General features: G+C 47.5%; 23 protein-coding genes and 1 pseudogene. 12 read left to right on the top strand and 12 right to left on the bottom strand.

The annotated features are described in order from the left end of the window. The first annotated feature begins 114 nt into the window (after positions 1 to 114). Complete coding sequence (locus R5H20_RS02700; RefSeq protein WP_006638698.1) at positions 115 to 1002, top strand: EamA family transporter; 888 nt, start codon at positions 115 to 117, stop codon at positions 1000 to 1002. A gap of 57 nt (positions 1003 to 1059) precedes the next feature. Here the strand turns inward: R5H20_RS02700 and gabD are convergent, their stop codons facing one another. The 3 genes from gabD to gabT are packed head-to-tail and all read right to left on the bottom strand — an operon-like array spanning position 1060 to position 5165. Then, entirely contained in the window at positions 1060 to 2454 is a 1395-nt protein-coding gene (gene gabD, locus R5H20_RS02695) for a succinate-semialdehyde dehydrogenase (RefSeq protein ID WP_006638697.1), read from the bottom strand. Continuing rightward, positions 2429 to 3820, bottom strand: a complete 1392-nt coding sequence (locus R5H20_RS02690; RefSeq protein WP_006638696.1) for an APC family permease — start codon at positions 3818 to 3820, stop codon at positions 2429 to 2431. The genes gabD and R5H20_RS02690 overlap by 26 nt, the downstream gene beginning before the upstream one ends. Before the next feature lie 28 nt (positions 3821 to 3848). Then, entirely contained in the window at positions 3849 to 5165 is a 1317-nt protein-coding gene (gene gabT, locus R5H20_RS02685; protein WP_006638695.1) for a 4-aminobutyrate--2-oxoglutarate transaminase, read from the bottom strand. A gap of 101 nt (positions 5166 to 5266) precedes the next feature. Here gabT and R5H20_RS02680 point away from each other — a divergent pair, with 101 nt between their 5' ends. Continuing rightward, positions 5267 to 6682, top strand: coding sequence for a MocR-like transcriptional regulator GabR (locus R5H20_RS02680; RefSeq protein WP_006638694.1), 1416 nt, complete (start codon positions 5267 to 5269; stop codon positions 6680 to 6682). Between the two features lie 49 nt (positions 6683 to 6731). On the opposite strand, the gene R5H20_RS02675 is transcribed toward R5H20_RS02680, so the two are convergent. After that, entirely contained in the window at positions 6732 to 7028 is a 297-nt protein-coding gene (locus R5H20_RS02675; RefSeq protein WP_040348450.1) for an ArsR/SmtB family transcription factor, read from the bottom strand. A gap of 178 nt (positions 7029 to 7206) precedes the next feature. Here R5H20_RS02675 and R5H20_RS02670 point away from each other — a divergent pair, with 178 nt between their 5' ends. The 5 genes from R5H20_RS02670 (at position 7207) to R5H20_RS02650 (ending at position 11612) form a co-directional block, all read left to right on the top strand. Next, complete coding sequence (locus R5H20_RS02670; protein ID WP_006638692.1) at positions 7207 to 7491, top strand: putative quinol monooxygenase; 285 nt, start codon at positions 7207 to 7209, stop codon at positions 7489 to 7491. 23 nt (positions 7492 to 7514) lie between these two features. Continuing rightward, complete coding sequence (locus tag R5H20_RS02665) at positions 7515 to 8252, top strand: NADPH-dependent oxidoreductase (protein WP_006638691.1); 738 nt, start codon at positions 7515 to 7517, stop codon at positions 8250 to 8252. A 114-nt stretch (positions 8253 to 8366) separates the two neighbouring features. After that, complete coding sequence (locus tag R5H20_RS02660; RefSeq protein ID WP_006638690.1) at positions 8367 to 9194, top strand: isocitrate lyase/PEP mutase family protein; 828 nt, start codon at positions 8367 to 8369, stop codon at positions 9192 to 9194. Between the two features lie 109 nt (positions 9195 to 9303). Continuing rightward, positions 9304 to 10185 (top strand): TetR/AcrR family transcriptional regulator, encoded by an 882-nt coding sequence (locus R5H20_RS02655; protein ID WP_006638689.1) that lies wholly within the window; start codon positions 9304 to 9306, stop codon positions 10183 to 10185. A gap of 11 nt (positions 10186 to 10196) precedes the next feature. Further along, positions 10197 to 11612 (top strand): MDR family MFS transporter, encoded by a 1416-nt coding sequence (locus tag R5H20_RS02650; protein ID WP_006638688.1) that lies wholly within the window; start codon positions 10197 to 10199, stop codon positions 11610 to 11612. A gap of 80 nt (positions 11613 to 11692) precedes the next feature. Here the strand turns inward: R5H20_RS02650 and R5H20_RS02645 are convergent, their stop codons facing one another. The 4 genes from R5H20_RS02645 to R5H20_RS02630 are packed head-to-tail and all read right to left on the bottom strand — an operon-like array spanning position 11693 to position 15294. Further along, the gene (locus R5H20_RS02645) at positions 11693 to 12631 is read right to left on the bottom strand and encodes a siderophore ABC transporter substrate-binding protein (RefSeq protein WP_029418940.1); all 939 of its coding nucleotides are present in this window, start codon (positions 12629 to 12631) and stop codon (positions 11693 to 11695) included. Between the two features lie 20 nt (positions 12632 to 12651). Then, positions 12652 to 13410, bottom strand: a complete 759-nt coding sequence (locus R5H20_RS02640) for an iron ABC transporter ATP-binding protein (protein WP_006638686.1) — start codon at positions 13408 to 13410, stop codon at positions 12652 to 12654. Next, positions 13410 to 14351: an iron chelate uptake ABC transporter family permease subunit gene (locus R5H20_RS02635; protein ID WP_006638685.1), complete on the bottom strand. Its 942-nt coding sequence runs from the start codon at positions 14349 to 14351 to the stop codon at positions 13410 to 13412. The genes R5H20_RS02640 and R5H20_RS02635 overlap by 1 nt, the downstream gene beginning before the upstream one ends. Then, positions 14344 to 15294, bottom strand: coding sequence for an ABC transporter permease (locus R5H20_RS02630; protein WP_006638684.1), 951 nt, complete (start codon positions 15292 to 15294; stop codon positions 14344 to 14346). The genes R5H20_RS02635 and R5H20_RS02630 overlap by 8 nt, the downstream gene beginning before the upstream one ends. A 246-nt stretch (positions 15295 to 15540) precedes the next feature. Here R5H20_RS02630 and R5H20_RS02625 point away from each other — a divergent pair, with 246 nt between their 5' ends. From R5H20_RS02625 to R5H20_RS23495, 3 genes and pseudogenes are all read left to right on the top strand, one after another. Further along, positions 15541 to 16902: an aspartate kinase gene (locus R5H20_RS02625; protein ID WP_006638683.1), complete on the top strand. Its 1362-nt coding sequence runs from the start codon at positions 15541 to 15543 to the stop codon at positions 16900 to 16902. 115 nt (positions 16903 to 17017) lie between these two features. Beyond that, a pseudogene (locus tag R5H20_RS23500) lies at positions 17018 to 17752 on the top strand (MCP four helix bundle domain-containing protein); the annotation flags it as partial. Positions 17753 to 17800: 48 nt separating this feature from the next. Further along, positions 17801 to 18754: a methyl-accepting chemotaxis protein gene (locus R5H20_RS23495; protein WP_373870239.1), complete on the top strand. Its 954-nt coding sequence runs from the start codon at positions 17801 to 17803 to the stop codon at positions 18752 to 18754. Between the two features lie 40 nt (positions 18755 to 18794). Here the strand turns inward: R5H20_RS23495 and R5H20_RS02615 are convergent, their stop codons facing one another. Both R5H20_RS02615 and R5H20_RS02610 read right to left on the bottom strand, forming a co-directional pair. Next, on the bottom strand, positions 18795 to 20219 hold the full coding sequence (locus R5H20_RS02615) for a sensor histidine kinase (RefSeq protein ID WP_006638681.1): 1425 nt from the start codon (positions 20217 to 20219) through the stop codon (positions 18795 to 18797). After that, a complete protein-coding gene (locus tag R5H20_RS02610) occupies positions 20209 to 20898 on the bottom strand; it encodes a response regulator transcription factor (protein ID WP_006638680.1) in 690 nt (229 codons plus the stop codon). The genes R5H20_RS02615 and R5H20_RS02610 overlap by 11 nt, the downstream gene beginning before the upstream one ends. Before the next feature lie 215 nt (positions 20899 to 21113). Between R5H20_RS02610 and R5H20_RS02605 the strand changes: the two genes are divergently transcribed. Beyond that, positions 21114 to 22574 carry an ABC transporter permease gene (locus R5H20_RS02605; protein ID WP_006638679.1) on the top strand — a complete coding sequence of 487 codons (1461 nt, stop codon included), beginning with the start codon at positions 21114 to 21116 and terminating at the stop codon, positions 22572 to 22574. Between the two features lie 16 nt (positions 22575 to 22590). Further along, complete coding sequence (locus tag R5H20_RS02600; RefSeq protein WP_006638678.1) at positions 22591 to 23274, top strand: ABC transporter ATP-binding protein; 684 nt, start codon at positions 22591 to 22593, stop codon at positions 23272 to 23274. 54 nt (positions 23275 to 23328) lie between these two features. Here the strand turns inward: R5H20_RS02600 and R5H20_RS02595 are convergent, their stop codons facing one another. Next, a complete protein-coding gene (locus tag R5H20_RS02595; protein WP_006638677.1) occupies positions 23329 to 24057 on the bottom strand; it encodes a MerR family transcriptional regulator in 729 nt (242 codons plus the stop codon). A 47-nt stretch (positions 24058 to 24104) separates the two neighbouring features. Continuing rightward, on the bottom strand, positions 24105 to 25214 hold the full coding sequence (locus R5H20_RS02590) for a GerAB/ArcD/ProY family transporter (RefSeq protein ID WP_224254454.1): 1110 nt from the start codon (positions 25212 to 25214) through the stop codon (positions 24105 to 24107). Positions 25215 to 25229: the final 15 nt, after the last annotated feature.

The following is a 25229-nucleotide window of genomic DNA, read 5'->3' as shown; positions in this document are numbered from 1 at the left end:
GAAGAGGCCTTTGGCCTCTTTTTTGCAGCCGTCATTTCCAATCATTCAGGCATGCTTTACAATAGAGAGAGTTCTAATGTTCGAGTTTTTTGTGTGAGAGGGAGAGATCGGGGGATGAAGATATCGGTTCTTTTGGTCTTGCTGGCCGCGGTATTGTGGGGAACGACGGGGACGACGCAGGCATTTGCCCCAAAGGAGGCGGAGCCTGTTGTATTCGGTGCCGTCAGAATGGCCGTCGGCGGGGTTACTCTGCTGGTTTTCGCGGCGGTCCGCGGACAATTGAAACGGCGGGGCTGGCCTGTTAAAACGGCGGTCATCGCAGCTTTAAGCATGGCGTTTTATCAGCCCTTCTTTTTTTCAGCCGTAAGCTTGTCAGGCATTGCCGTCGGAACGGTCGTCGCGATCGGAAGCGCACCGATTATCGCCGGCTGCCTCGAATGGCTGATCTTTCAAAAAATCCCCCGGGCCAGATGGTGGATTGCGACGTTTGCAGCGATAGCGGGTGTTTCCTTATTGTTCATTCCGTCCGCCGCTTCCGCCGGAAACGTTCTCGGCATTTTGCTTGCGCTCGGAGCGGGATGCTCCTTTGCCGTTTACACGCTGACAAGCAAACGGCTTCTTCAGCATCAGCGGCCCGAAGCTGTAACAGGCGTCGTGTTTTCCTTGAGCGCCGTTATGCTGGCGCCATTGCTGTTTTTATATGATCTCAGCTGGATATTTTCCGTTCAGGGTATGGCGGTAAGCCTTCATATCGGCGTCATTGCAACGGGAGCGGCTTACCTGCTCTTTACAACAGGGCTCGAAAAAGTGCCCGCTTCGACAGCCGTCACCTTGTCTTTGGCCGAACCGCTCACAGCTTCGCTCCTGGGAACGGTGCTTGTCAAAGAATCGCTGCCACTTGTGTCATGGGCCGGTATCGCGCTTTTATTGCTAGGAATTTTTTATGTATCTTACACACCTAAAAAGAAGCGGAAAATCGCCGGCTGTGAGAAAGAATCATGAAAGCCCATGTTCTTTATTAAAAAAGCCTGCCCGGCAAATGCCGGACAGGCTCTGTTTTTATTCATCCAAACCGATCGATAGATATTTTGTCTCCAAATACGGCTCAATTCCTTCTTGTCCGCCTTCGCGGCCGATTCCGCTTTCCTTCATGCCGCCGAACGGCGCCTGTACAGTGGACGGGCCTCCGTCATTCCAGCCGAGAATCCCGTATTCGAGACGCTCTGACAAATAGATGCCGCGGCGGTAATTTTCCGTAAAGAAATAAGCGGCTAAACCGTATGGAGTATCATTGGCAATCTGAATCGCCTCATCCAGCGTGTTGAAAGTAATAATCGGTGCGACGGGACCGAATGTCTCCTCATGCATAATAGTCATGGATAGATCGACATCCGTCAGCACTGTCGGGTGAACAAAATAGCATGATTTCTCGTCATCGCTCTCATATTCGGCTCCGATCAACACTTTGGCTCCTTTATCGACCGCATCATTAATTTGATCGACGATTTTTTGGAAGCCTTTTTTATTGATGATCGGTCCGACTGAAACGCCTTCTTCAAGTCCGTTGCCCACTTTGAGCTTGGCGACTTCCCGGCGGAGTTTTTCGGCAAATTCGTCCTTCACCGATTCATGCACAATCAGGCGGTTCGCACAGACGCACGTTTGTCCGGCATTTCTATATTTGGACAGCATCGCCTGCTTCACCGCGAGATCGATGTTGGCATCCTCGTCAACGATCAGCGGCGCATGGCCTCCAAGCTCCATTGATACGTGTTTCACCGTATCGGCGCTGTTTTTGATTAAATGCTTGCCGACAGGCGTTGAGCCTGTAAAGGTGATTTTGCGGATCAGCGGATGACTCGTAAAAATGCTGCCGATCTCCGCGCCATCGCCGATCACGCATTGGAGGACATCTTTCGGAATGCCCGCCTCATGTCCGAGTCGGACCAGCTCAAGAGCCGTTAACGGGGTGTCCGGAGCGGGCTTGATGATGAAAGTGCAGCCCGCTGCAAGTGCAGGCGCAGCTTTGCGGGTGATCATCGCCGCCGGGAAATTCCACGGCGTAATCGCCGCAACCGGACCGACAGCCTGCCGGGTCACGATAATCCGCTTATTGGTGACAGATGCAGGAACCGTCCTTCCGTAGATGCGCTTCGCTTCCTCCGCATACCACTCAATATAGCCCGCCGCATACATCACTTCACCTAAAGCTTCCTGATAAGGCTTTCCGTTTTCAAGCGTGATCATTTTAGCGAGCTCTTCTTTACGCTCAACCATCAAGTCAAACCACTTTTTCAACAATGATGCTCTTTCAGAAGCGGATGTTTTGGACCATTGCTGAAAAGCCTCATGCGAGCGTTCAATGGCGGCTTCGACTTCCTTTCCGGACTGTTGGGGAACGGTCTCGATTTTTTCTCCAGTTGCCGGGTTAAACACTTCTAGCATGCTGGTCATGTTGAATCTCCTCCCCTTTTTCTTTTGAATTGATGTTGTATAATACAATGCCGATCAATGTCCATCCCGCCAATATCAGCCATTCATACGGCCACGAAAGCGCAGCCGGCATGCCCGGCAGATAAAAAGCAAGGAAGATAACACTTAAGAGGATAGCAGATAAACCCGTGGTTTTCCACTGATTGATTTTATATGGTCTGTTTAAGTTAGGCTCCGTTTTTCTCAGTCTCATGAACGCAGCCGAGACGATCAGGTATCCGACAATGATGCCGGTTCCCCCGGCATTGACGATCCACACGAGGGCCGGCCGTCCCAAAAGCGGTGCGAAAAATGCCAGCGCCCCGAGAAACAAAATCGCATGTGTCGGTGTTTGATACTTCGGATGAATGTAGCTGAACCATTTCGGAACCATCCCTTTTTCAGACATCGCATACAAGATGCGGCTCGCCCCAATGATGAACGCATTCCAGCTCGTAATGATCCCCGCAACCCCTCCAAGGACCAGCACCGTTCCGAACACCTGGCTGCCAAACAGGTTGACCATCGCATCAGCAGTCGCCAAAGAGGTCGAAGCAAGCTCGCTTTCGGATAATCCCATCGTCACGCCGAAAACGATCAATAGGTAGAACAAAACCGCGCTGACGATCGAGATGATGAGCATTTTGCCGATGATTTTTTTGGGAGCATTGATTTCAGCGGCAACCTGCGGAATCACATCAAAACCGACAAACAAAAACGGGATCATGACGAGCACCGACATCATCCCGGAAAACCCGTCCTTAAAAAGCGGCTGCATATTTTCATAATCGCCGTTGACCAAAGCGCCGCCCAATAGCAAAAAGCCAGTGGCGATGATCGCAATCGTAAATACCGATTGAAAAATGGCAGCCGGCTTGACGCCGAAGTAATTGAGAGCGGTCAGAACGACCGCTCCTCCGGAACCAATCAGGGCCCAAGTGAAGTAGACATCCCAGCCGCCAAGCGTCCACATCAGACCTTTGTGTTCAACAGGCAGCACATAATCTATGACAGTCGGCAGGGCGACCGCCTCAAACGCAATGACCGACACATATCCAAACAACACACCCCAAGCCGCGATAAACGCGGGTTTCCGGCCAAACGCCCTGTAGACGAAAATCATGCCTCCACCCGTTTCGGGGATCGCAGAAGACAGCTCCGCATATGTTAATCCGATCAATATCACAAGAATTCCGCCGATGATGAAGGCGATGGCGCTTCCTAAAAAACCAGCCGTCGAAATCCAGTCTCCTGAAAGAACGACCCAGCCCCAGCCGAGCATGGCTCCGATCGCCAGAAATAATACATCCATTTGTGACATTGATTGTTTCATTTGCTGTTTACTCATGAAAATCCGCCCCCTTCTTGAAAGATGTTCACCTAGATCGTTCCAGCGCCTCTTCAATGATGCCGAGCCCTTCATGAAGCAGCTCGTCAGTGATCACGAGCGGAGTCAGAAAGCGGATGATATTGCCGTTGATTCCTGCCGTCAATAAAAGCAGTCCGTGTTCATTTGCGTACTTGGCGATGGCGGCTGCAGCCGCTTTATCCGGCTCACGCGTATCTTGATCCTTAACGATTTCGATCGCTGCCATTGCGCCGAGTCTGCGGACTTCGCCGATCTGCCGATAGTTCTCCCTCCAGGCGAGCGCCTGAGCTTCTATCGCTGTTCCGATTTCTTCAGAGCGTTTGTTGAGCCGCTCCTCCTCAATGATGTCCAGCACTGCAAGAGCGGCTGCGCATCCGAGCGGACTGCCGGCATATGTCCCGCCAAGCTCGCCTGGGGCCGCGGCGTCAAGCATTTCCGCCCTGCCGATCACCCCGCTGAGCGGCACGCCGGCTGCAAGCGATTTCGAGACCGTAACCAGATCCGGCACAACATCAAAGTGCTCGATCGCAAAGTACTTGCCTGTTCTCGCAAATCCCGTTTGAATTTCATCAGCCACAAAGACGATGCCGTGCCGCTTGCAGAAGTCTGCGACATGCTGAACGAATCGTTTGGAAGGAATGATAAAGCCCCCCTCTCCCTGAACAGGCTCCATGACAACGCAGGCAACCGTTTCCGGTGCGACGGTGGAAACAAAGAATTGATCAAACGCCTGGATGACCGTCTCGTCATAGCTTTCATCAGTCATTCCCTGCGGCTTTCTGTAATAGTATGGAAACGGAGCCTGATACACTTCAGGAGCGAATGGCCCGAAACCGAATTTGTAAGGCTTGACCTTGCTCGTCATGCTCATCGTCATATTGGTGCGTCCGTGAAATCCGCGGGTAAAGGAAACAACGGCTTGGCGTTTTGTATATTTTCGTGCGATCTTGACGGCGTTTTCCACAGCTTCTGCTCCCGAATTTAAGAAAATCGCTTTTTTCTCATGAGTACCGGGTGTAAGATGACACAGCTTTTCCGCCAATTCGAGGTAAGCCGTATACATCATGACGTTAAAGCCGGGATGTATCAGCTGATCGGCCTGCCTTTTGACCGCTTCCACGACTTTCGGATGGGAATGACCGACGTTTAATGTGCCGATCGCGCCTGCGAAATCGATAAAACGGCGGCCGTCTATATCATATAAAACAGCTCCTTCTCCCCTAGCCGCCAAGTGGCGGTTTCCATTGCTGACGCCTCTGGCCACATACTGATCCCGTTTGGCCTGCCAGTCACGCGTTGTGAATACTGTTGTGTTAAGACTCATCATCATCTCTCCCCTTTGTTTATTTCTTATAATTCTGAATATTTTTTGGTATGATGAAAAGTACCAACTTTTTATTTTTGATGGTACCAGAAGGAGGGGCTATGATTACGATTCCGATCGACCGCTCTGAGCAGGCGGATTTTATTTATCATCAGATTTATCAAAAGATCAAAGAAGAAATTTTCAGCCGAAACCTTCTGCCCGGCAACAAACTCCCATCAAAACGGGAGCTTGCCAAAGCATTGAAGGTCAGCATCAATTCCGTCAATGCGGCCTACCAGCAGCTTCTCGCCGAAGGATATCTTTATTCAGAGGAGAGGAAGGGCTTTTTCGTGGAACAAATTGAAACGTTTCATGCCGGACGGCACCCGGCTTCGCTTCAGCTTGAAGAAGAATTGCTTGAAACGGACGAAAAAAAAGACGGCTGGATTTCGTTTTCCCATATGAGCGTGGATACGGCGCATTTCCCTTTTAAAACATGGTTTCGCTGTGAACAAAAAGCGGCCGCTTCCCATACCGTTGAATTGGGGGAAATGACGCATCCCCAGGGCGTCTACAAAGTGCGCCAGACGATCGCGCGCTTCATCGCATTAACGAGGGGCGTCAAATGCCATCCCGAGCAAATCGTAATCAGCGCCGGCACACAGCCGCTCATCCACACCATCCAGGATCTCCTTCCGGAATCGGCGGTATATGCGATGGAAGAGCCGGGATACAGCCGGATTTATCAGCTATTGAAAAATGCGGGCAAACAGGTGGTCACCATTGAGCTGGATCATAAAGGGATGCGGATCGGCGATATTCACAGCCTCAATCCGGATGTTCTGTTTGTCACCCCCTCACACCAGTTTCCAACAGGGATTATCATGCCCGTTTCCCGGCGGATTCAGCTTTTAAATTGGGTATCTGACGGAGAAAACCGCTATATCGTAGAGGATGATTATGACAGTGAATTCAAATACGGAAGTGACACGATTCCGGCTCTGCAAAGCCTTGACCGTTCCGAAAAGGTCATCTACATCGGCACCTTTTCAAAGTCGCTGCTCCCGGGTTTGAGAATCAGCTATATGGTGCTGCCGCAAAAGCTTTTAAAACAATACAGAAAAAGGCATCATTCCTCCATTCAATCAAGCAGCGTTATGACGCAATTCGCGCTGCAGGAACTGATTGAATCAGGCGAGTACCAAAAGCACATCAAAAAAATGAACCAGATTTATGAAGAAAAACGGACAAGATTGATCGGCAGCCTTGAGAAAACATTCGCCGGCCGGGTGAACATCAAAGGGGAAAGCGCAGGCCTGCATTTTGTGGCTGAATTTGAAACAGACCGCCCTGAGGAAGAAGTATTGGAGCGGGCCAGAGAAAACCGTGTGGAAGTATACGGCATGAACCGGTTTATCTTACAAAAGAAAACGAAAACAAACGGCCCGGTTTCCCTTGTACTTGGATTTGCCAAAATCGGCATGGATCAAATCGATGACGGAGTCACAAAGCTTTATGAAGCGGTGTACGGCTGAACATAAAAGCACCGGCAGAGCCCATGCCTGCCGGTATCTGTTTTTTTCGTTACCATTGTTTTTTTTCAACCTGAAGGATCGCATGGATCAAACCTGGAAACTGCTGCTCCATCTCATCTTTGCAAAGCGAATAGTAATGATGCTTCCCTTCGATTCGCACCTTGAGAATGCCGGCTTCCCTCAGCACCTTAAAATGATGCGACAAGGTTGATTTTGCGACGTTTATGGTGGTGCACGAGCCGCACGTCTTTTCCGGTGTGTCAGCCAAAGCCTTGACAATTTCCAATCTGATCGGATCACTCAGCGCGTGCAAAACGGACGTTAGCTTCATTTCTTTTGTACTCATGGGTTAAATGTATCATAATCTTTATTTCAAGACAATGAGCCCCACCATGCAAAATGGTTGCAGCATGACAGCCGAGCATGATACGATTCAACTGTTCGATGATTTTCGAACAATGAGAGAAATCGTATACAACATAAATGAGAAGGCACCCTATATTTTATGATGGAGGTTTTAATCAATGATCGTATTGCAGGCTTATATGAAAGTAAAACCGGAACAGCGCGAATCCTTTTTGGAAAGCGTCCAGCCATTGCTGAAGCATTCAAGAGCCGAAGCGGGAAATGTCCAATACCAGCTATTTGAAGATACGGAAAATGCCAATACATTTGTCATGCTTGAGCAATGGAAAGATCAAGAGGCACTTGACGCCCATAACCAAACAGACCACTTCCAAACGTTTGTTAAAGCGGCAGGAAATCTCTTGACAGAGCCACTCAACGTCGTGCGCACTGAAACGCACTAAATCAGAAAGGACGGGATGAACATATGAATGAAGTGTTGAAAACATTAACAGATCACAGATCGATCCGCAGCTATACAGATGAACCGGTAAGCCCGGAACAGCTTGACGCCATCATCGAGGCGGTTCAGGCCGCACCAACATCTATCAACGGTCAGCAGGTCACCGTTATTACGGTGCAGGATCAAGCGCGGAAAAAGAAAATCGCCGAACTTGCTGGAGGTCAGGCCTGGATTGAACAGGCTCCCGTTTTCCTCTTGTTCTGTGCGGATTTCAACCGGGCCAACATCGCCCTTGAGAAAAGCGGTCAAAAACTTGCGATCACAGACGGAATCGAATCTGTGCTCGTCGGAGCGGTTGATGCCGGAATCGCCCTGGGAACCGCTACTGCCGCCGCCGAATCAATGGGGCTCGGCACCGTACCGATCGGGGCAGTCCGCGGCCGCGCCGAAGAGCTGATTGAGCTTCTCGACATTCCTGAATTCGTCTTTCCTGTTGCAGGGCTTGTCGTCGGCCACCCGGCGGACCGCTCGGCGAAAAAGCCGCGTCTGCCTGAACAAGCGGTAAGGCACAGCGAAACATATCACCATGACTTGAAACCTTTGATCGATGCATATGATGAAGAGATGTCCGACTACATGAAAAAGCGCACAAATGGAGAAGAATCAAGAAACTGGTCGCAAGGCATCTCCTCTTATTACAACCGCGTCTACTATCCTGACGTTCGGACAATGCTTGAAAAGCAAGGATTTAAACTTAAATAGACGAACTTTTAGGCTATCGGCAGTCGATAGCCTTTTTTCATGCTTTGTATTCCACATTTCGATGAGCATCGAAAGATACAGCTTCTATACTGATTTAAAAAAGGAGTGGAATACATGAAGCAATTTGCGGCATTCAAGACATTTCAAGAGCTCCATCATCAATCAGCCCCTTTTCTTCTGCCAAATGCGTGGGATGCGGCAAGCGCCCGGGTGTTTCAAAGAACAGGATATAAAGCCATTGGAACAACCAGCGCCGGAATCGCCATGTCGTTAGGCTATGCGGACGGAGAAAACCTTCCATTTGAAACATTGCTTGTAGCCCTCAAAACCATTGTTGATTCGGTCGATATACCCGTAAGCGCAGACATTGAAGCAGGCTACGGCACATCTCCGGAAGAAATCAGCGAAAACGTCAGAAAAGTCGTTTCAACAGGTGTTGTCGGCATCAATATTGAGGATGGTACTGGCAGTCCCGGCCAGCCTTTAAGAGATGCTTCACTGCAAGCTGACGCAATTGCCGCCGTCAGGCAACTGGACCTCCCCCTTTTCATCAATGCGCGCACTGATGTGTATTGGCTTGGAATCGGCGATCCCGCTTTCCGCTTTCAATCAGCCGTCAAACGGGCGAACATTTACAGAGAAGCGGGTGCAGACTGCATATTCATCCCCGGAGTTGATGATATTGAGACCATTGTCAGGCTGAGGAAAGGCATTTCCGGCCCGCTCAATGTCCTGGCGGGTTCAGACACCCCTTCAGTCAAGCAGCTTTCTGACACGGGAGTTGAAAGAATCAGCTGTGGATCTGCGCCTTTCAGAGCCTGTCTGACCTTGCTGAACACAATCAGTGAAGAGATCATCACCCGCGGAACCTTTCAGCACATGACTGACGGTGTGCTCTCCTATCATGAAACTGCGGAATGGATGAGTCCGGCAAAAAAATAAATCAAAATCATTGACTGAGCAGGAGTGCTTCTGCTAATATATCGTTTATGAAAACTCATGAGTTTTTTTGTGACTCATGAGTTTTATCATTGTGAAAGAAGGAGCACGGATGAGGGATAAAAAAGCCGATATTTTAAAAGCTGCCAAAAAACTGTTCGCTGAAAAAGGCTATTTGAACGTTTCCATGCAGGCAATCGCCGAAGAATGCAAAGTGTCAAAAGCTTCGATTTATAAATTGTTTCAGTCTAAAGAAGATCTTTTACTGGCATTAATTAAATTTAAGCAGCAGGAAATGCTGAAAAGAAGCGCACTGCTGAACGCGGAATCCTCGCTTACCCCAAAAGAGAAATTCGCCAAAAAAATCGCCTTGGAGATTACGGAATTCAGGGAAAACCGCCAATTTATCAACATGATCACTAATGATGGATCTCCGCATACCGCGGTATTAAGAAAGCATCTCAAACAGACGAAATCGATGATCATCTGCTGGCACAGGGATTCCATCCTTCAAGCGTATGGAGAAGAGGTGGAGCCGTTCATATGGGACCTCGTCATTATTTTTCACGGTTTAATGAGAGAGTTTCTTTTCCTTGTCGCCGTTGAAAAGACACAGGCGGATATTGAGACGATCCCACATTTCATCATGACGGTAATCGATCTTGTCGTAGAGCAAAAAAAAGCCGGTGATCCGAATACCTCATTGAATGAAGATATTATTGCTTTCTATAGAAATGCGGCTTCATGCCGGATGCCTAAAAAAGAGGAGCTTCTCGCCGGCCATTTGCAAAAGCTGAAGGACATGATCGGCGCGCTCTCAAAAGATGAGTATGATGTCAAAGAACTTCTGTCTGCCGCCGAACTGCTGAACGGGGAATTGTCAGCCAAGGAGCCGCGCATGTTTTTGATTCAGGCCCTCCTTGATTACTTGAACCAAATCGAGATATTGCAGAATTCCATTTCACAAATCAAAACAATATGTATGAAAGAATAAGAGGGATGCACATGAGTATAGAATCAGAACAACACACATACAACAGGAAGATCATCGTAGGTTTACTTATGGCCGGAGCGTTTATTGCCATTTTGAATCAGACGCTTTTGGTCACCGCACTGCCTCATATCATGTCAGATTTGAACATCGATGCAACAAAGGGGCAATGGCTGACGACGGCATTTATGCTGACGAACGGCATTCTCATTCCGATTACCGCTTTTTTAATTGAGAAATTCTCAAGCCGCGCCCTTGTTATTACCGCAATGGGAATCTTTACGGCCGGAACGATCGTCGGCGCGTTTGCGCCCAATTTCCCGGTTCTATTGGCGGCGCGCATTATTCAGGCCGCAGGCGCAGGAATTATGATGCCGCTGATGCAAACGATCTTTTTAACGATTTTCCCGGTTGAAAGACGGGGAGCCGCGATGGGAATGGTCGGGCTGGTCATCGCCTTCGCGCCTGCCATTGGTCCGACTTTGTCAGGCTGGATCGTTGACAGCTTTACATGGAGATACTTATTCTACATTATTCTGCCGATCTCCCTCATCGACCTCGTGCTCGTCATCATGCTGATGAAAAACGTAACGACATTAAGAGAAACATCTCTTGATATCCTGTCGATCATCCTGTCAAGCTTAGGCTTCGGCGGACTTCTTTACGGGTTCAGCAGCGCAGGGTCAGATGGCTGGGGAAATCAGACTGTCCTGATTTCTTTTGCAGTCGGCGCCGTTTCTTTGCTCTTCTTTATCATGAGGCAATTGAAAATTAAAAGACCGATCCTCGAATTCCGCGTCTTTCAATCATGGACGTTTAGCATCACCACATTGCTGGGAATGATCGTATTTGCTTTAATGATCGGAACGGAAACGATTTTGCCGCTGTACACGCAGAACGTCAGAGACATTTCCGCTTTTGATTCGGGATTGATGCTGCTGCCTGGTGCTATCGCAATGGGCATTATGTCTCCGATCATCGGCAGAATTTTTGACAAGATCGGTGGAAAAGGGCTGGCTATTATCGGCTTTGCCATCTTGCTGCTGACGTCGATCCCGTTTACGGATCTTGCGGACGATACATCCATACCGTTCATTGTCATCATTTATACGGTGCGCATGATTGGAGTTTCCATGATCATGATGCCGCTGACGACGGCCGGCATCAATTCATTGCCTCAGCATCTTATCGCACACGGAACTGCGATGAACAACACAATGCGCCAAATCGGCGGATCAATCGGTACGGCTGTATTGATCTCCGTAATGAGCAGCTCAGCTAAAAACGCAAGTACAACCAATCCGTTAAATGCGGTCATTCACGGCATGAACACTGCCTTTATCGTCGCCGCTCTTATGGCGCTGGCCGGCTTCATCCTCTCCTTTACGCTGAAACGCAAGGTGCAGAAAGCAGGACAGCCGGCTCGTTAGCCTTTGACGCCAGTTCAACATTGAACTGGTGTTTTTTCTTTCCATAAAAAAAAAGACTGCCGATATGGCAGCCTCTTTTTTTATTTCAAACCGTTTTCGATTTCTTTCACCATTTCAGACACGGACTCGAGCCCGCCGCCGGATAAATACCAGTAGCCCGGGTCAAGGTATATGATGTGTCCTTTTTTATAGGCATTTGTCGATTTCACAATTTCGTTTTCGATGACTTCTTTTGCTGATCCTTTTTCGCCGATGGCGGCGCTTCTGTCAATGACGAACAGGTAATCCGGATTTTTTTCTGAGATATACTCAGATGAGACGCTTTGGCCGTGAAGTGAAGCTTTAATATTTTGATCGGCTGGTGCGACACCGAGTACGTCGTGAACCAAGCCGAATCTTGATCCTTTTCCATAGGCGCTGATATGTTTATCATTTGTCAGGACGACCAGTCCTTTTCCGCCTTTTTCTTTTGCCAATTTATTGGTTTTTTCTACTTGAGCATCAATTTTGGCGAGGGCATCTTTTACAGCGTCTTCTTTTCCGAAGATTTTTCCGATGCTTTCAGTATTTTCTTTAAAGCTTTTCATGTAGTTTTGATCATCAAGCTCAATGTTAATCGTCGGAGCGATCCTCTTGAACTCATCGTATTGTTCTGCCTGTCTGCCTTCAATGATGATCAGATCGGGAGCAAGCTCCGCGATTTTCTCAAAATCAGGTTCTTTCAGGCCGCCGACGCTTTCATATTTTTTATCCTTATATTGTTTAAGGTAAGACGGGATATTTTGCTTCGGCAGGCCGACAACGCGGTCGCCGAGCCCCAATTGATCAAGCGTGTCGAGCACTCCGAAATTGAAGACGACGATTTTCTTCGGGTTTTTTGGAACATCTGTTGAACCGCTGCTATGCTGAATCGCAACCGTTTCTTTCTTTTTCGCATCAGATTGTGCATCTTTGCTTCCGCAAGCGGCTATCACGAAAACTGCAATAATGGCCATGAAACATAATGATAGTTTTTTCAATGTAATCACCTCATCCTTTTTTATGAAAAATAGATACATATTTTTTGATCACCGATTTGCTGAATCGGGATGTCCATGTCATAGATTTCTTTCAGCACCGGTGTTTGAATGATATCCTCTGCCGGCCCTTCTTTGACGATCTGCCCGTTTTTCAGGGCGACAATCCGGTCGGAATAGACAGAGGCGAAGTTAATATCATGAATCACGATGGCAATCGTTTTGCCGTGCAGAACGACGAGTTCCTTCAGAAGCTTCATAATTTCAACCGAATGCTTCATATCAAGATTATTTAATGGTTCATCAAGCAAAATATAATCGGTGTCCTGGGCGATGACCATCGCGATAAACGCCCGCTGGCACTGGCCTCCGCTCAATTCGTCCAAATGTTTGTGTTCAATGTCTTTCAGTTTCATATAATCGATCGCCTTGTCGACGTATGTCCAATCTTCCTTCGTCAGCCTCCCCTGTGAATACGGGAACCTTCCGAAGCTGACGAGCTCTCTGACGGTCAGCCTGATATTGATCTGGTTGGACTGCTTCAAAATGCTGATTTTTTTGGCCAAATCATTGCTTTTATATGCGCTGATACCCTTTCCGTCGATCAAAACCTTTCCCGAGTCCATCGTGATCAGCCTGCTGATCATGGAAAGCAGTGTGCTTTTTCCGGCTCCGTTCGGCCCGATAAAGGATGTGATCGTCCCTTTTTGTATCGATACCGTCGCATGGTCCACAACGGCCTGGTCTCCATATTTTTTATTCACATCTATGACTTCTATCATCATTTACGCTCCTTCAGCAGCAGGTAGATAAAGTAAATCCCGCCGATAAAATCAATGATCACTACCAAGGTCGAGGTTAGGCCGAACAGCTTTTCAACGATGAACTGCCCTCCGACAAGCGCGATGATGCTGAAAAGAACAGCTCCGGGAATCAATATGCTGTGCTTGTATGTCTTGAAAAATTCACGGGCGACATTGACAACGAGCAGCCCCAAAAAGGTTATCGGTCCGACGAGCGCAGTTGATACAGAAACAAGCACCGCTACAATGATCAGCATCTTCTTCACTGTTCGGTCATAATCGATGCCAAGATTGACGGCCTGGTCTCTTCCAAGTGAAAGCACGTCAAAATAGCGGCGGAACCGCCATGCATACATCAGAACACCGGTAATGACGACGGAAGCGAGCATTAATATATCCGTATTGACATTATTGAAGCTGGCAAACATCTTATTCTGCACAACCTGAAATTCATTCGGATCGATCAGCATCTGCATAAATGAAGACAGGCTTCTGAACAGTGTGCCAAAGACGATCCCCACCAGAAGCAGCAAAAAAATATGCCGTCCGCCGCGGCGGAACATCAAAGCAAACAGCACGAATGAAAAGGAGATCATCAAACCCGTCGACAACAGGAAATTCCCGTTTTTTCCGAGTTCGTTCAACTGTGCAGCGCCAAAAAAGAAAATAACCGCGGTTTGCAGGAGAACATAAAGCGAATCAAGCCCGAGAATGCCCGGCGTTAAAATTCTGTTGTTTGTTATCGTTTGAAAGATCATCGATGAATAGCCGATCGCCGTCCCGACGAGGATGATGGCCAAAACCTTGGCCGCTCTTCGCGGCAGCGCGTATTCCCAGACAGACGGCAATCCGTAAAACAAAAACAAGCAGATACAGACGGCCGCCGCTGCGATGAGCACATACATTTTCTGTTTATGCATAGGCTTTTCTCCTTAAAAGCAAGTAAAGAAAAATGCCGCTTCCGATGATGCCGACCATCAGCCCGACCGAAATTTCATACGGATAAATGATGATCCGGCCCAATATATCACACAGCAGGACAAAGACGGCGCCGAGAACCGCCGTGTGAGGCAGGCTGTTTTTCAAATGGTCCCCGCGATAAATCGAGACAATGTTTGGAATGATCAGCCCTAGAAAAGGAAGCGTGCCGACCGTCAAAATTACGACCGATGAGATGACCGATACAATGATCAGGCCGGTGTTGATCACCCGCTTGTAATTGAGCCCCAAATTGACGGAGAAGCTCTCACCCATTCCGGCCACCGTAAACTTATTGGCAAACAGATAGGCGATAATAACGAGCGGGATGCTCACGTATAAAAGCTCATACCTCCCTTTCATGATCAGTGAAAAATCCCCCTCAAACCACGCATTGACATTTTGAATGAGGTCATACTGATAAGCCATGAACGTAGATATGGCGCTGACGACGCCGCCAAGCATCAATCCGACAAGCGGAATAAACACGGCGTCCTTAAACCTGATCCTGTCCAAAATCTTAATGAACAGAAAGCTGCCAAACAGTGAAAAAGCAAAGGCAAACAGCATTTTCACAAAAATACCCGCCGAAGAAAAAAGCAAAATCGAGATGATAATGCCGAGCCTGGCCCAGTCCATCGTTCCGGCCGTCGTCGGCGAAACGAATTTATTGCGCGTCAGCTGCTGCATGATCAGTCCGCAGATGCTGAGGCTCATGCCCGCGAGCACGATGCTGATCATGCGCGGAAACCGGCTTATGTACAGCGTTTTTACGGCATCCTCATTGAACCTGAATAGATCCAGAGGCGACAGCTGTTTGACGCCGATGAAAATGGAACTGAAAGAAAGAATGATGAGCAGAAGCAGTAAGTATCGTAATTTCATGACGCAATCGCCTCCCCCCGCGACAAAAACACATCCTGCATCAATCGTTAATGATTATCATTATCAATAGGATCCATCCATCATATTATCACTTTTTCTAACATAGTCAATATGAAAACCGAGTTCCGTCCTCCCTAAAAGCACATTTGTTTCCTACATAAAGAAAACCCTTGATTCTTCTTCTAAAAAGCGTAATAATAAAAATTAAATTTATTGCGAAAATTTAAACTTTAGGAGATGTCAGAAATGAAAGTCGTTAAATTTGGCGGCAGTTCGCTCGCAACAGGTGCGCAGCTTGAAAAAGTGTTTCAAATTGTCACAGCAGATCCCGAACGGAGAGCTGTCGTCGTATCAGCGCCGGGAAAACGTCACCCACAAGACATAAAAGTAACCGATCTGCTCATCGCTTGCGCCGAGCAGTATGCAGCAACGGGAGAAGCCCGCGAGCTCGTTGAAACGATTATTGGACGCTATGCCGATATCGCCCGGGAGGTTGGACTGGGCCATGATGTGATCGACCAGATCCGCGCAGATTTGCTTCGTCTGCTTCAAAGTGATCAACAAAACCCGGAACGCTTCATCGATGCGGTCAAAGCAAGCGGTGAAGACAACAATGCCAAGCTGGTCGCGGCTTATTTCCGGCATCGGGGGGCTGACGCCCACTATGTCAATCCGAAAGATGCTGGCCTATTTGTGACGAGTGAGCCCGGCAACGCCCAAGTGCTGCCCGAATCCTATGATCATCTGTTCCGGCTCAGACAGCGGCAGGGCATTATTGTATTCCCCGGATTCTTCGGCTTTAACAAAGAGGGCGAAGTGATTACCTTTTCCCGGAGCGGCTCAGATATTACGGGCTCGATTTTGGCGAATGGCCTAAAAGCAGAGCTGTATGAAAACTTCACCGACGTGGATGCCGTCTATTCGGTCAACCCTTCGATCGTGTCAAACCCGAAAGAAATCCGGGAACTGACGTACAGGGAAATGCGCGAGCTGTCCTATGCGGGCTTTTCCGTCTTTCATGATGAGGCACTAATACCCGCTTATCGCGCGAACATACCGGTGCAGATTAAAAATACGAACAATCCGGCCGCAGAAGGGACAAGAGTCGTTACAAAGCGCGACAACACCAACGGCCCTGTCGTCGGCATCGCCAGTGACAGCGGATTTTGCAGCATATATATCGGCAAATACTTGATGAACCGTGAAGTCGGATTTGGGCGCCGCGTTCTTCAGATTCTTGAAGATGACGGACTGACATACGAACATATCCCTTCAGGCATTGACGATATGACGATTATTTTGAGACAGGATCAGATGGATGAAGCGATTGAAAAACGGATCATCCAGCGGATCAAAGAAGAACTGGATGCTGATGAAGTCGCGGTAGAGCACAACATTGCCTTGATCATGGTTGTCGGTGAAGCGATGCGCCACAATGTCGGAACGACGGCCAGAGCGGCAAAGGCTCTGTCTGATGCACATGTAAACATTGAAATGATCAATCAGGGCTCCTCTGAAGTCAGCATGATGTTCGGCGTCAAAGAAGCTCAGGAAAAACAAGCGGTCCGCGCTTTATACCAGGAATTTTTCGCAAAAGTGCTCGTCTAAAAACCCCTTTTTTTATGGGGTTTTTTTGTTGTCAGAAAATCTCCCCTCCTCCAAAAAACTCTTTCAAATTTTATTTCAAATTAATCTGCAAAAATCCGATATATAAGATAAACAAATGGATGGGAGACATAATATGAAGCTTCTTAAAAATATAAAAATCAGAAGTAAACTATTTATCATTATCGTGATTTCTGCACTTGCCCTGGCAATTGTCGGAATTCAGGGCATTACTGACCTCAGCAGGGTTTCAAAGGGGTCGGAGAAGATTTATGAAGGCCAATTAATTCCGAACCAATTGTTTTCAAAATTAAGGGTGAACAGCCTTGAAATTGATACGAATAACTTCGAACTGATGGTAACGAAGGACAACAGCATCAATGAAAAACTGCAAAAAAACGTTCAGGAAAAAAGCGAAGAAAACATTGCCGCGATGGAACAGATTGACAAGCTGAATTTAGCGGAAAACATAAAAGAAAAATATGAAACGTTTAAAACAAAATATACAGACCTGCAAAATGCCAGCAAGAACATGCTTCAATTGGCGCTAGAAAATAAAAACAAAGAAGCATATGCCGTTTACCAAAAAGATGTGGAACCGCAAAGAACCGCCGTCAATCAGCTGTTCGAGGAGATCCAGGCATTAAATTCAGAGAACGCCAAAACCATCTATCAGCAAGATTCCAAAGATGCAGGCTCAACGATCACCCTGCTGATCATTATGATAGCCGCATCCCTGATTTTATCTATCTCCGCCGGTCTTCTGATGACAAGATTGATTGTAAGACCGATTCGGGAGATTCAAAGTTTGTTTGCCAAGACTGAGAAAGGCGATTTTACGGTTGAAGGAACCTATCAATCAAAGGATGAATTGGGACAATTGACAACATCTTTTAACAATATGGTCTCCGGCGTGCGTTCGATTATTGAAACAGTCGGCGAGACTTCCCATCAGGTTGCCGCTTCCTCTCAGCAGCTAAGTGCAAGCGCCGAGGAAAGCACGAAAGCCAGTGAATACATTTCCACGACCATTCAGGAGCTTGCATCAGGTTCTGAACAGCAGGCTGAAAGCGTCGAAAGCAGCAGAACGGTCATCAAAGGGATGACGGAGTTTGCCGGAAGGATTTCTTCAAACGCCGAACAAGCGGCTTCAACCGCCGGTGAATCGGCTCAAATGTCGATCGAAGGAACGAAAGCGATTGAAAAAGTCAGCACGCAGATGAAATCCATCAATGAAACGGTTGTTTCTTTATCAGAAGCGTTCAGACATTTGTCAGAGCGTTCTAACGAAATCGGCAATATTACAGAAGTGATTACGAGCATCGCCGAACAAACGAATCTGCTGGCGTTAAACGCGGCAATAGAAGCGGCAAGAGCAGGTGAACAAGGAAAAGGGTTTGCCGTCGTGGCGGATGAAGTCAGAAAGCTTGCCGAACAGTCGGCACATTCCGCAGAACAGATCACCAAATTGATTACCATCATTCAACATGATACAAAACAAACGATGAATACGGTCATGTCGGCGACCAGCGAAGTCAAGGAAGGTCTTGTCGTCGTCAACGAAGCCGGCGGCGCCTTCGGCAAAATCGAAGATTCGATCAAAGAAGCGGTCGCGCAAATCAATGATGTCACAGCTTTAGTCAAGAGTCTTACAGCCGGCACAAACGAAATCGAAACATCCATTTCCGATGTAAAAGCAGTGGCCGAATCAGCGGCTGAAAGCACGCAGACGGTAAGCGCGGCGACGCAGGAGCAGCTTGCTTCAATGGAGGAAATCGCATCTTCTTCGCAAATTCTCGCGCAAAACGCTGAAGAATTGCAGCAATTAATCGAGAAATTCAAAATCAAAGCGTAAATAAGAAAAGCCGCCCGTATATCGCCGGGCGGCTTTTTTTCTAATCATCATCCCTTGATGTCAACGGCAGACGAATGACAAACTTCGTTCCTTTGTTTTTCTCGCTCGAAAGCTCCACTGTTCCTTGGTGAAGGGCAACGAGCTGTCTGACGATCGACAGACCGAGCCCGTATTCTCCATAAGGCGTGTTCGTCCGCGACAGGTCCGCTTTGTAAAAACGGTCCCAAATGCTTTCAATATCCTTTTCATCGATGCCGATTCCGGTATCCTCTATTTCAATCACCGTTTCTTTGTAGTCTTCCCATCCTCTCAGCCAAACCGTTCCGTCACTAGTGAATTGAATGCTGTTTTTCGTGATGTTGACGAGAATTTGAATCAGTCTGTCATAGTCGGCATTCACCATCACTTGCTCGTCTACATCGAGAATCAGTTGATTGTTTTTTTCCTCCGCTTGAATCGCAAGCTGTTCTTTAATAATTTCAAAGACCTCGATCAGCGGATAATGCAGCTTATTCAGCGAAATCTGGTTGGAGCGGATTTTTTCATAATCGAGATTTTCATTGACAAGGCGGATGAGCCGTTTCGTTTCTTCCGTAATCAGCTTGAGGCATTTTTCCTGCTGATTTTCCGGGATGGTCTGGCTGTTCAGTCCTTCCACCAAACCGCTGATCGTCGTCAAAGGCGTCTTTAATTCATGGGAGACATCAGTGATGAACTGGCGCCTCCGCTTCTCAAGCCGATCGATTTCTTCGCTTGAACTTTTTAGTTTCTGCGCCATGACATTAAAATCTGCGCCGAGATCGCCGATTTCATCCATGTTGCGGTTTTCGATATGGATGTTATAGTCGCCCGCGGCTACCTTTTTCGTGGCGTCGCGAAGCTTTTGGATGCGGCCGACATGAAATTTTGACGTCAGCCAGCTCAATAGGAAGGCGAGCATGATGACGCCTGCCGCCGTATAGAGCATAAACTGGTTCATTTGGCTGATCATTTCCTCCGTCCCGCTGATCGGAGCGGTGAGCATGATTCCTCCCTTGAACTCATTGTTGACGAAGTTGGGGAGCGCTACGACCGATACTTCCTGGTTAAAGCGCTGAAGATCTGTTTTGATGACAATGGGCTTGCCTTCTTTCAGCTCTTTCCACTCTTCATCCTTCAGCAGCAATTTTCGCGGACGCAAGTGATCCGGTGTCATCAAGGCTTCTTTTTTTTCATTAAAAAGAAAGAAACTGATCTGCCTGCTTTTTAAAATTTCCGCAAACGGCTTCATGATCGGCTGATCTCCAGGAGGCCGCTGCTCCATTTCCCCCATGATGCGGTATCCGTAGGACGTCAGTTCGCTGACTTTGTTCTGGTACGCGAAATCTTTGACAAAGTGGGAAAACACCGCACCTGAAATGAGAAAAGCCAGAACTAAAATGCTGATGTGGCTGGCCAGCAGCTGATACAGATACTTAATCTTCATCAAACTTGTACCCTACTCCCCAAACGGTATAAAGAAAAGGCCGCGACTCGCTGCCCAGTTTTTTTCTCAGCCGTTTAATATGAACATCGACGGTCCGCTCATCTCCGTAAAATTGATATCCCCACACTTGCTCAAGAAGCTGCTCCCTTGAAAACACCTGTTTCGGACTTTGCACCATATAGTACAGCAAATCAAATTCTTTAGGCGTCAGGTTCTTGATTGGAACGCCGTTTAAGAATACCTCTCTTGTTTTTTTATTGATTATAAAGCATTCGGTTTCGAGAATGTCCCGGTCGTCGGCGCCACCCTGCTGCTCTGTGCCCTGATACCTTCTGCTGACCGCTTTGATCCGGGCCACAAGCGCGAGCGGGCTGAACGGCTTCGTCACATAATCGTCGGCGCCGAGTTCAAAGCCGAGCACCTGATCGGATTCCGTATCCTTTGCCGTCAGCATAATAATCGGAACCATGCTTTCTTCCCTGACCTTTTTGCAGATCGTGACGCCGTCCATGGACGGCAGCATCAAATCGATGATCAGCAGATCCCACTTTTCCTCCCTAAAACGGTTATATCCTTCAAGGCCGTCATGGACAAATTCGGTCTCAAAGCCTTCTTTCGCAAAAAACATTTCAGTCATTGTACATACGCTCAGATTATCTTCAATCATTAATATTTTCATCGCAACTGCGCCTCCGCTAGACAAACGTTAGATTCATTTTACACATGGCGTTATCAATTCTCAATTCTTTGGCGGATATTTAAAAGACCGGCAACAGTTTGGTCATAATTTTTTCATAAGTAGCCGCTAATATGGAGGCAGACAGTAAGGCAAAAGTCCTGCTGCTCCAATTTGACAGCAATAACAATCATATAGATATGGGGGAATCACATGTTATGAATTTTTTCAAACGCGCCTTTTGGAGCATGAAATCGAAGAAAGAAAAAACACTTTTACAATTATTTGTCTTTACGATGATTTGCGTTTTGGTTCTTACAGGACTTACGATCCAGTCAGCCGCCACGAAATCGAGCGAATTGGCGAGAGAACAGCTGGGAGGCAGCGTCACGCTTAAAGCCGACAGGGAAAACATGATGAAACAACAGCAAAAATCTGGAGAGCGGCAGCGCTTTGAATCAACTCCCGTTTCCATCAAGTCAGCTGAAAAAATCGCGAAGCTTGACTATGTCAAAAGCTATAATTTCATCTCTTCAACGTCTGCTTTAGCCGGTAACTTCGATCCGATCGAAAGCGGTGACGAGGATTCATCTTCTGATACATCGGATTCAAACAGCAGCCGGCAGTCTGTCGGACCTGGCGGCAATGAACAAGGCGGACGCCAGATGATCCAGGCGGATGTATCAATCGAAGGTGTGACAAGCACATCCCTTGTGGATGATTTTTCTGACGGCACGTCAAACATCACGAAAGGGCGCGCTTTGACGGAGGATGATGTGAATAAAAAAGTCGCCGTCATTGAAAAAACCCTTGCTGAGGAAAATGATTTGAAGGTCGGCGACACGATCAAACTCAAAGCAAGCACAAATGAAGACACAACAATCAACTTGAAAATTGTCGGCATTTACAAAACGACGTCTTCAGGAGATAACCATGCGCAAAATTTCGCTTTTCTCAATCCGTATAACAAGATTTACACACCTTATACGGCCGCTTCCGCCTTAAAAGGCGACGACTATAAAAACGCGATCGACGAAGCCGTTTACAACATGGACGATGCTTCAAACATTGACACTTTCATTGCGGCCGCAAAAAAAACAGGCATCGATTTGGACACATTCACATTGGACGCAAACGATCAATTGTACCAGCAGATGGTCGGTCCCATCGAAAACGTAGCCTCTTTCTCCAAAAATGTCGTCTATCTCGTTACAATTGCCGGCGCGGTGATACTCGGACTGATCGTGATGATGTCGATTAGGGAAAGAAAATATGAGATGGGCGTCTTGATGGCCATTGGTGAAAAACGCTGGAAGCTGATCGGGCAATTTTTGACCGAAATCTTGATGATCGCGGTCCTGGCCGTCGGCATTTCAGCATTAACCGGAAGCTTTATTGCAAATCAAATCGGAAATCAGCTCTTATCACAGCAGCTTGAGCAAACGTCAAACAGCCAGTCCGCAAGCGGTATGATAGGCGGAGGTATGCCGGACGGCGGATTCTTTGGACAAAGCTCAGCCCAAGTCGAAGCTATTGACCAGCTTAACATTCAAGTGTCATTCGGGGACTTAATGGCCCTTGGCGGCATCGGCCTTCTCATCGCCGTATTCGCGACATTGCTGCCATCGATATCCGTTTTGCGGTTCCATCCGAAAACGATTTTAACGAAACAAGAATAGAAGGAAGGGGAACATCATGACTACTATTTTAGAGTTTAAGGATGTTTGCTATTGGTATAAAAATCAGGATCAGACCCTGTTTGAAGATGCCAATATCGAATTCAAGCAAGGGAAGTTTTACACGATTGTCGGAACGTCCGGTTCCGGCAAAACCACCTTTTTGTCCCTTGCCGGGGGGCTGGATGTTCCGAAAGAAGGCGACATCCTCTATAAAGGCCGGAACATTTCCAAAATCGGGTTGACCCATTACCGCAACCAATATGTATCAATCGTGTTTCAATCATATAATCTCCTGCCTTATATGACAGCGCTGCAAAACATCACATCAGCGATGGAGATTACGGGATCTAACATCAAAAACAAAGATCAATACGCATTGGACATGCTTGAAAAAGTCGGCATCAGTGAAGAGAAGGCGCGGCAAAAAGTGCTGACGCTGAGCGGCGGGCAGCAGCAGCGGGTTTCCATCATCCGCGCATTCTGCTGCAATGCCGATCTGATTGTCGCCGACGAGCCGACGGGAAACCTGGATGAAGACACGTCAAAAGATATCGTTAAGCTGTTTCAAAACCTGGCCCATCAAGAAAACAAATGCGTGATCATGGTCACCCACGACGAACAAATCGCCAAGGTTTCAGATGTCAACATCAGACTCTCGAGAGGCGGCTTTACGATCAAGCATAGAAAACCAGCGGGATAACAGACACAAATAACGGCGGCGTCCATTCGGAACGCCGCCGCTTTTTGATATTTCTCACCCGGCAAATGCTTCAGCCGCCGCCAGCATATAATAGGAAAGCCCTGTTTGCTGATGCTCAAGGACGCTGCGATGAAAATCGTCTTCGATAAAAAAACGCGCCTGCATCTGAAAATCAGCGGCCGTTATTCCCAAAAAGCCGATATGCTGTTTAATGGAGTCCTGCACTTGTTCATGATCGTGCTTCAGCCCCGATCTGAGCGCATCTGCCATCCCATTCATAAAACGGCTCGCTTCCATGGCCTTGTCATTCATCTCTTCCGCTTCAATCGGCCTTTCCTCGAGCAAATTATAATCATATGTCTTCTGCAAATATTGGTTCTGCTCCTGCAGCGCTTCCTCCCACTCTTTCCCGCTGGAAAAACCTTTAAACATTTCTGACTGATCCATAGCTTCTCCTTTCTCGGCGTGCCTGATCGATTCATCAAGCGTTTGAATGAGCTCGTTCATTCTTTTCTGCCTCGCAAGAAAAAGCTTTTTTTGCTCGTTCAAAACCGCCAGTCGATCAGCATCGCCATCAAGCATTTGTTTAATGTCCTTTAGAGGAAATTCCAGCTCCCGGTAAAACAAAATCTCCTGAAGCCGCTCCAGTTCTTCCATTCCATACAGGCGATAGCCGGCTTCCGTCACCGTGCATGGATACAAAAGACCGATTTTGTGATAATGGTACAGCGTTTTGATCGTGACGTTTGCCATTTCCGCCGTCTGTTTTACCGAATAGAGCATATGAAATCACCTCGTTTGTCATGTTAAAGGCTGCCCTAAGGTCGGGGTCAATACTTTTCGCTTTTTTTATTTTTGCGTTTTTTCCAAAGCGCTGCAAGGCAAATCAAAGCAGGCAGAATAATCTGCATGGGCAAATGCACGTACACAGGGACGAATTCGATCCCTTCTTTTACATGTTCGGAAATGTTGCTGGCGATAGAGACCGATAAAATCAAAATGACAATGCCGATCACATGGACGACCTTTGACGGCTTTGTCATTTTGAATAAAACAGAGACCCCTTCTGTAACAGCATACATGAAAACACTCATCTTAAAGAATCCGCCTATCACCAGGACGAGCATGAAAAATACATCAAGCCTGTCCAAAAACTCAGCCACTTGAATCGTCTGGATCGTACTGAGCAAAGGAAAGCGCGAGCGCATATTGAGATCAACGCCCAGCACGCTGATGTTAATGGCTACATTCAGCGCCAAAATGATGCCGCTGATGCCAATCGCCCACAAGCCGGTTTTTTTCACTTTTTTCGGCTCATTGAGATAGGGGAGGATTAAAGTGAAGACGATGATTTCCCCAAACGGAAAATACAAGGTTTGCGTAAACACGGCATCCATTACCGGTCCGATACCGTTTCCCAGGACAGGCCTTAATTCGTTCAGATGGATCAAGCCTGAACAGATAATCAGTATAAAGCCTGTCGCGGCCAATACCAGCATGATGCCAAACAGCAGCTCACCGGATCTCGCCAACACTTCAATCCCTTTGCGTACAGTAAAAATGCAAACTGCGATTAACAATCCATTGGCAAAAATAATCGGTGTATTCGGATAAGCCGATGTTAACAGCATTTCGCCGAAATCACGCAAAATCCTTGCCGCAACATATGCGTAATAAATAATGTAGAGAAAAGACAACCCCCAGCCGAGCGGCTTCCCCAGCACCTTCATCATCGTTTCATAAGGCGATGATTGTGGATCGACCTGATAAAAAAAATGATGCATCGAAAATAGAACAAGACCGCCGGCGGTCACGAACAAAATCGCCAGCCAGGCGTCCTGTTCGGCAGACTGTCCAGGGAAAATCAGCAGGGAACTGCTTAGTTCAAACAGGATGATCAAAACGAACAGCTGCTTGTTGCTGATTTTTGCCTTCTCCATTTGTATATCCTCCTT

It is taken from the genome of Bacillus sp. KICET-3, assembly GCF_033261025.1.
Taxonomy (GTDB): domain Bacteria; phylum Bacillota; class Bacilli; order Bacillales; family Bacillaceae; genus Bacillus; species Bacillus sonorensis.
This window is presented reverse-complemented; position numbering and strand designations above follow the sequence as displayed.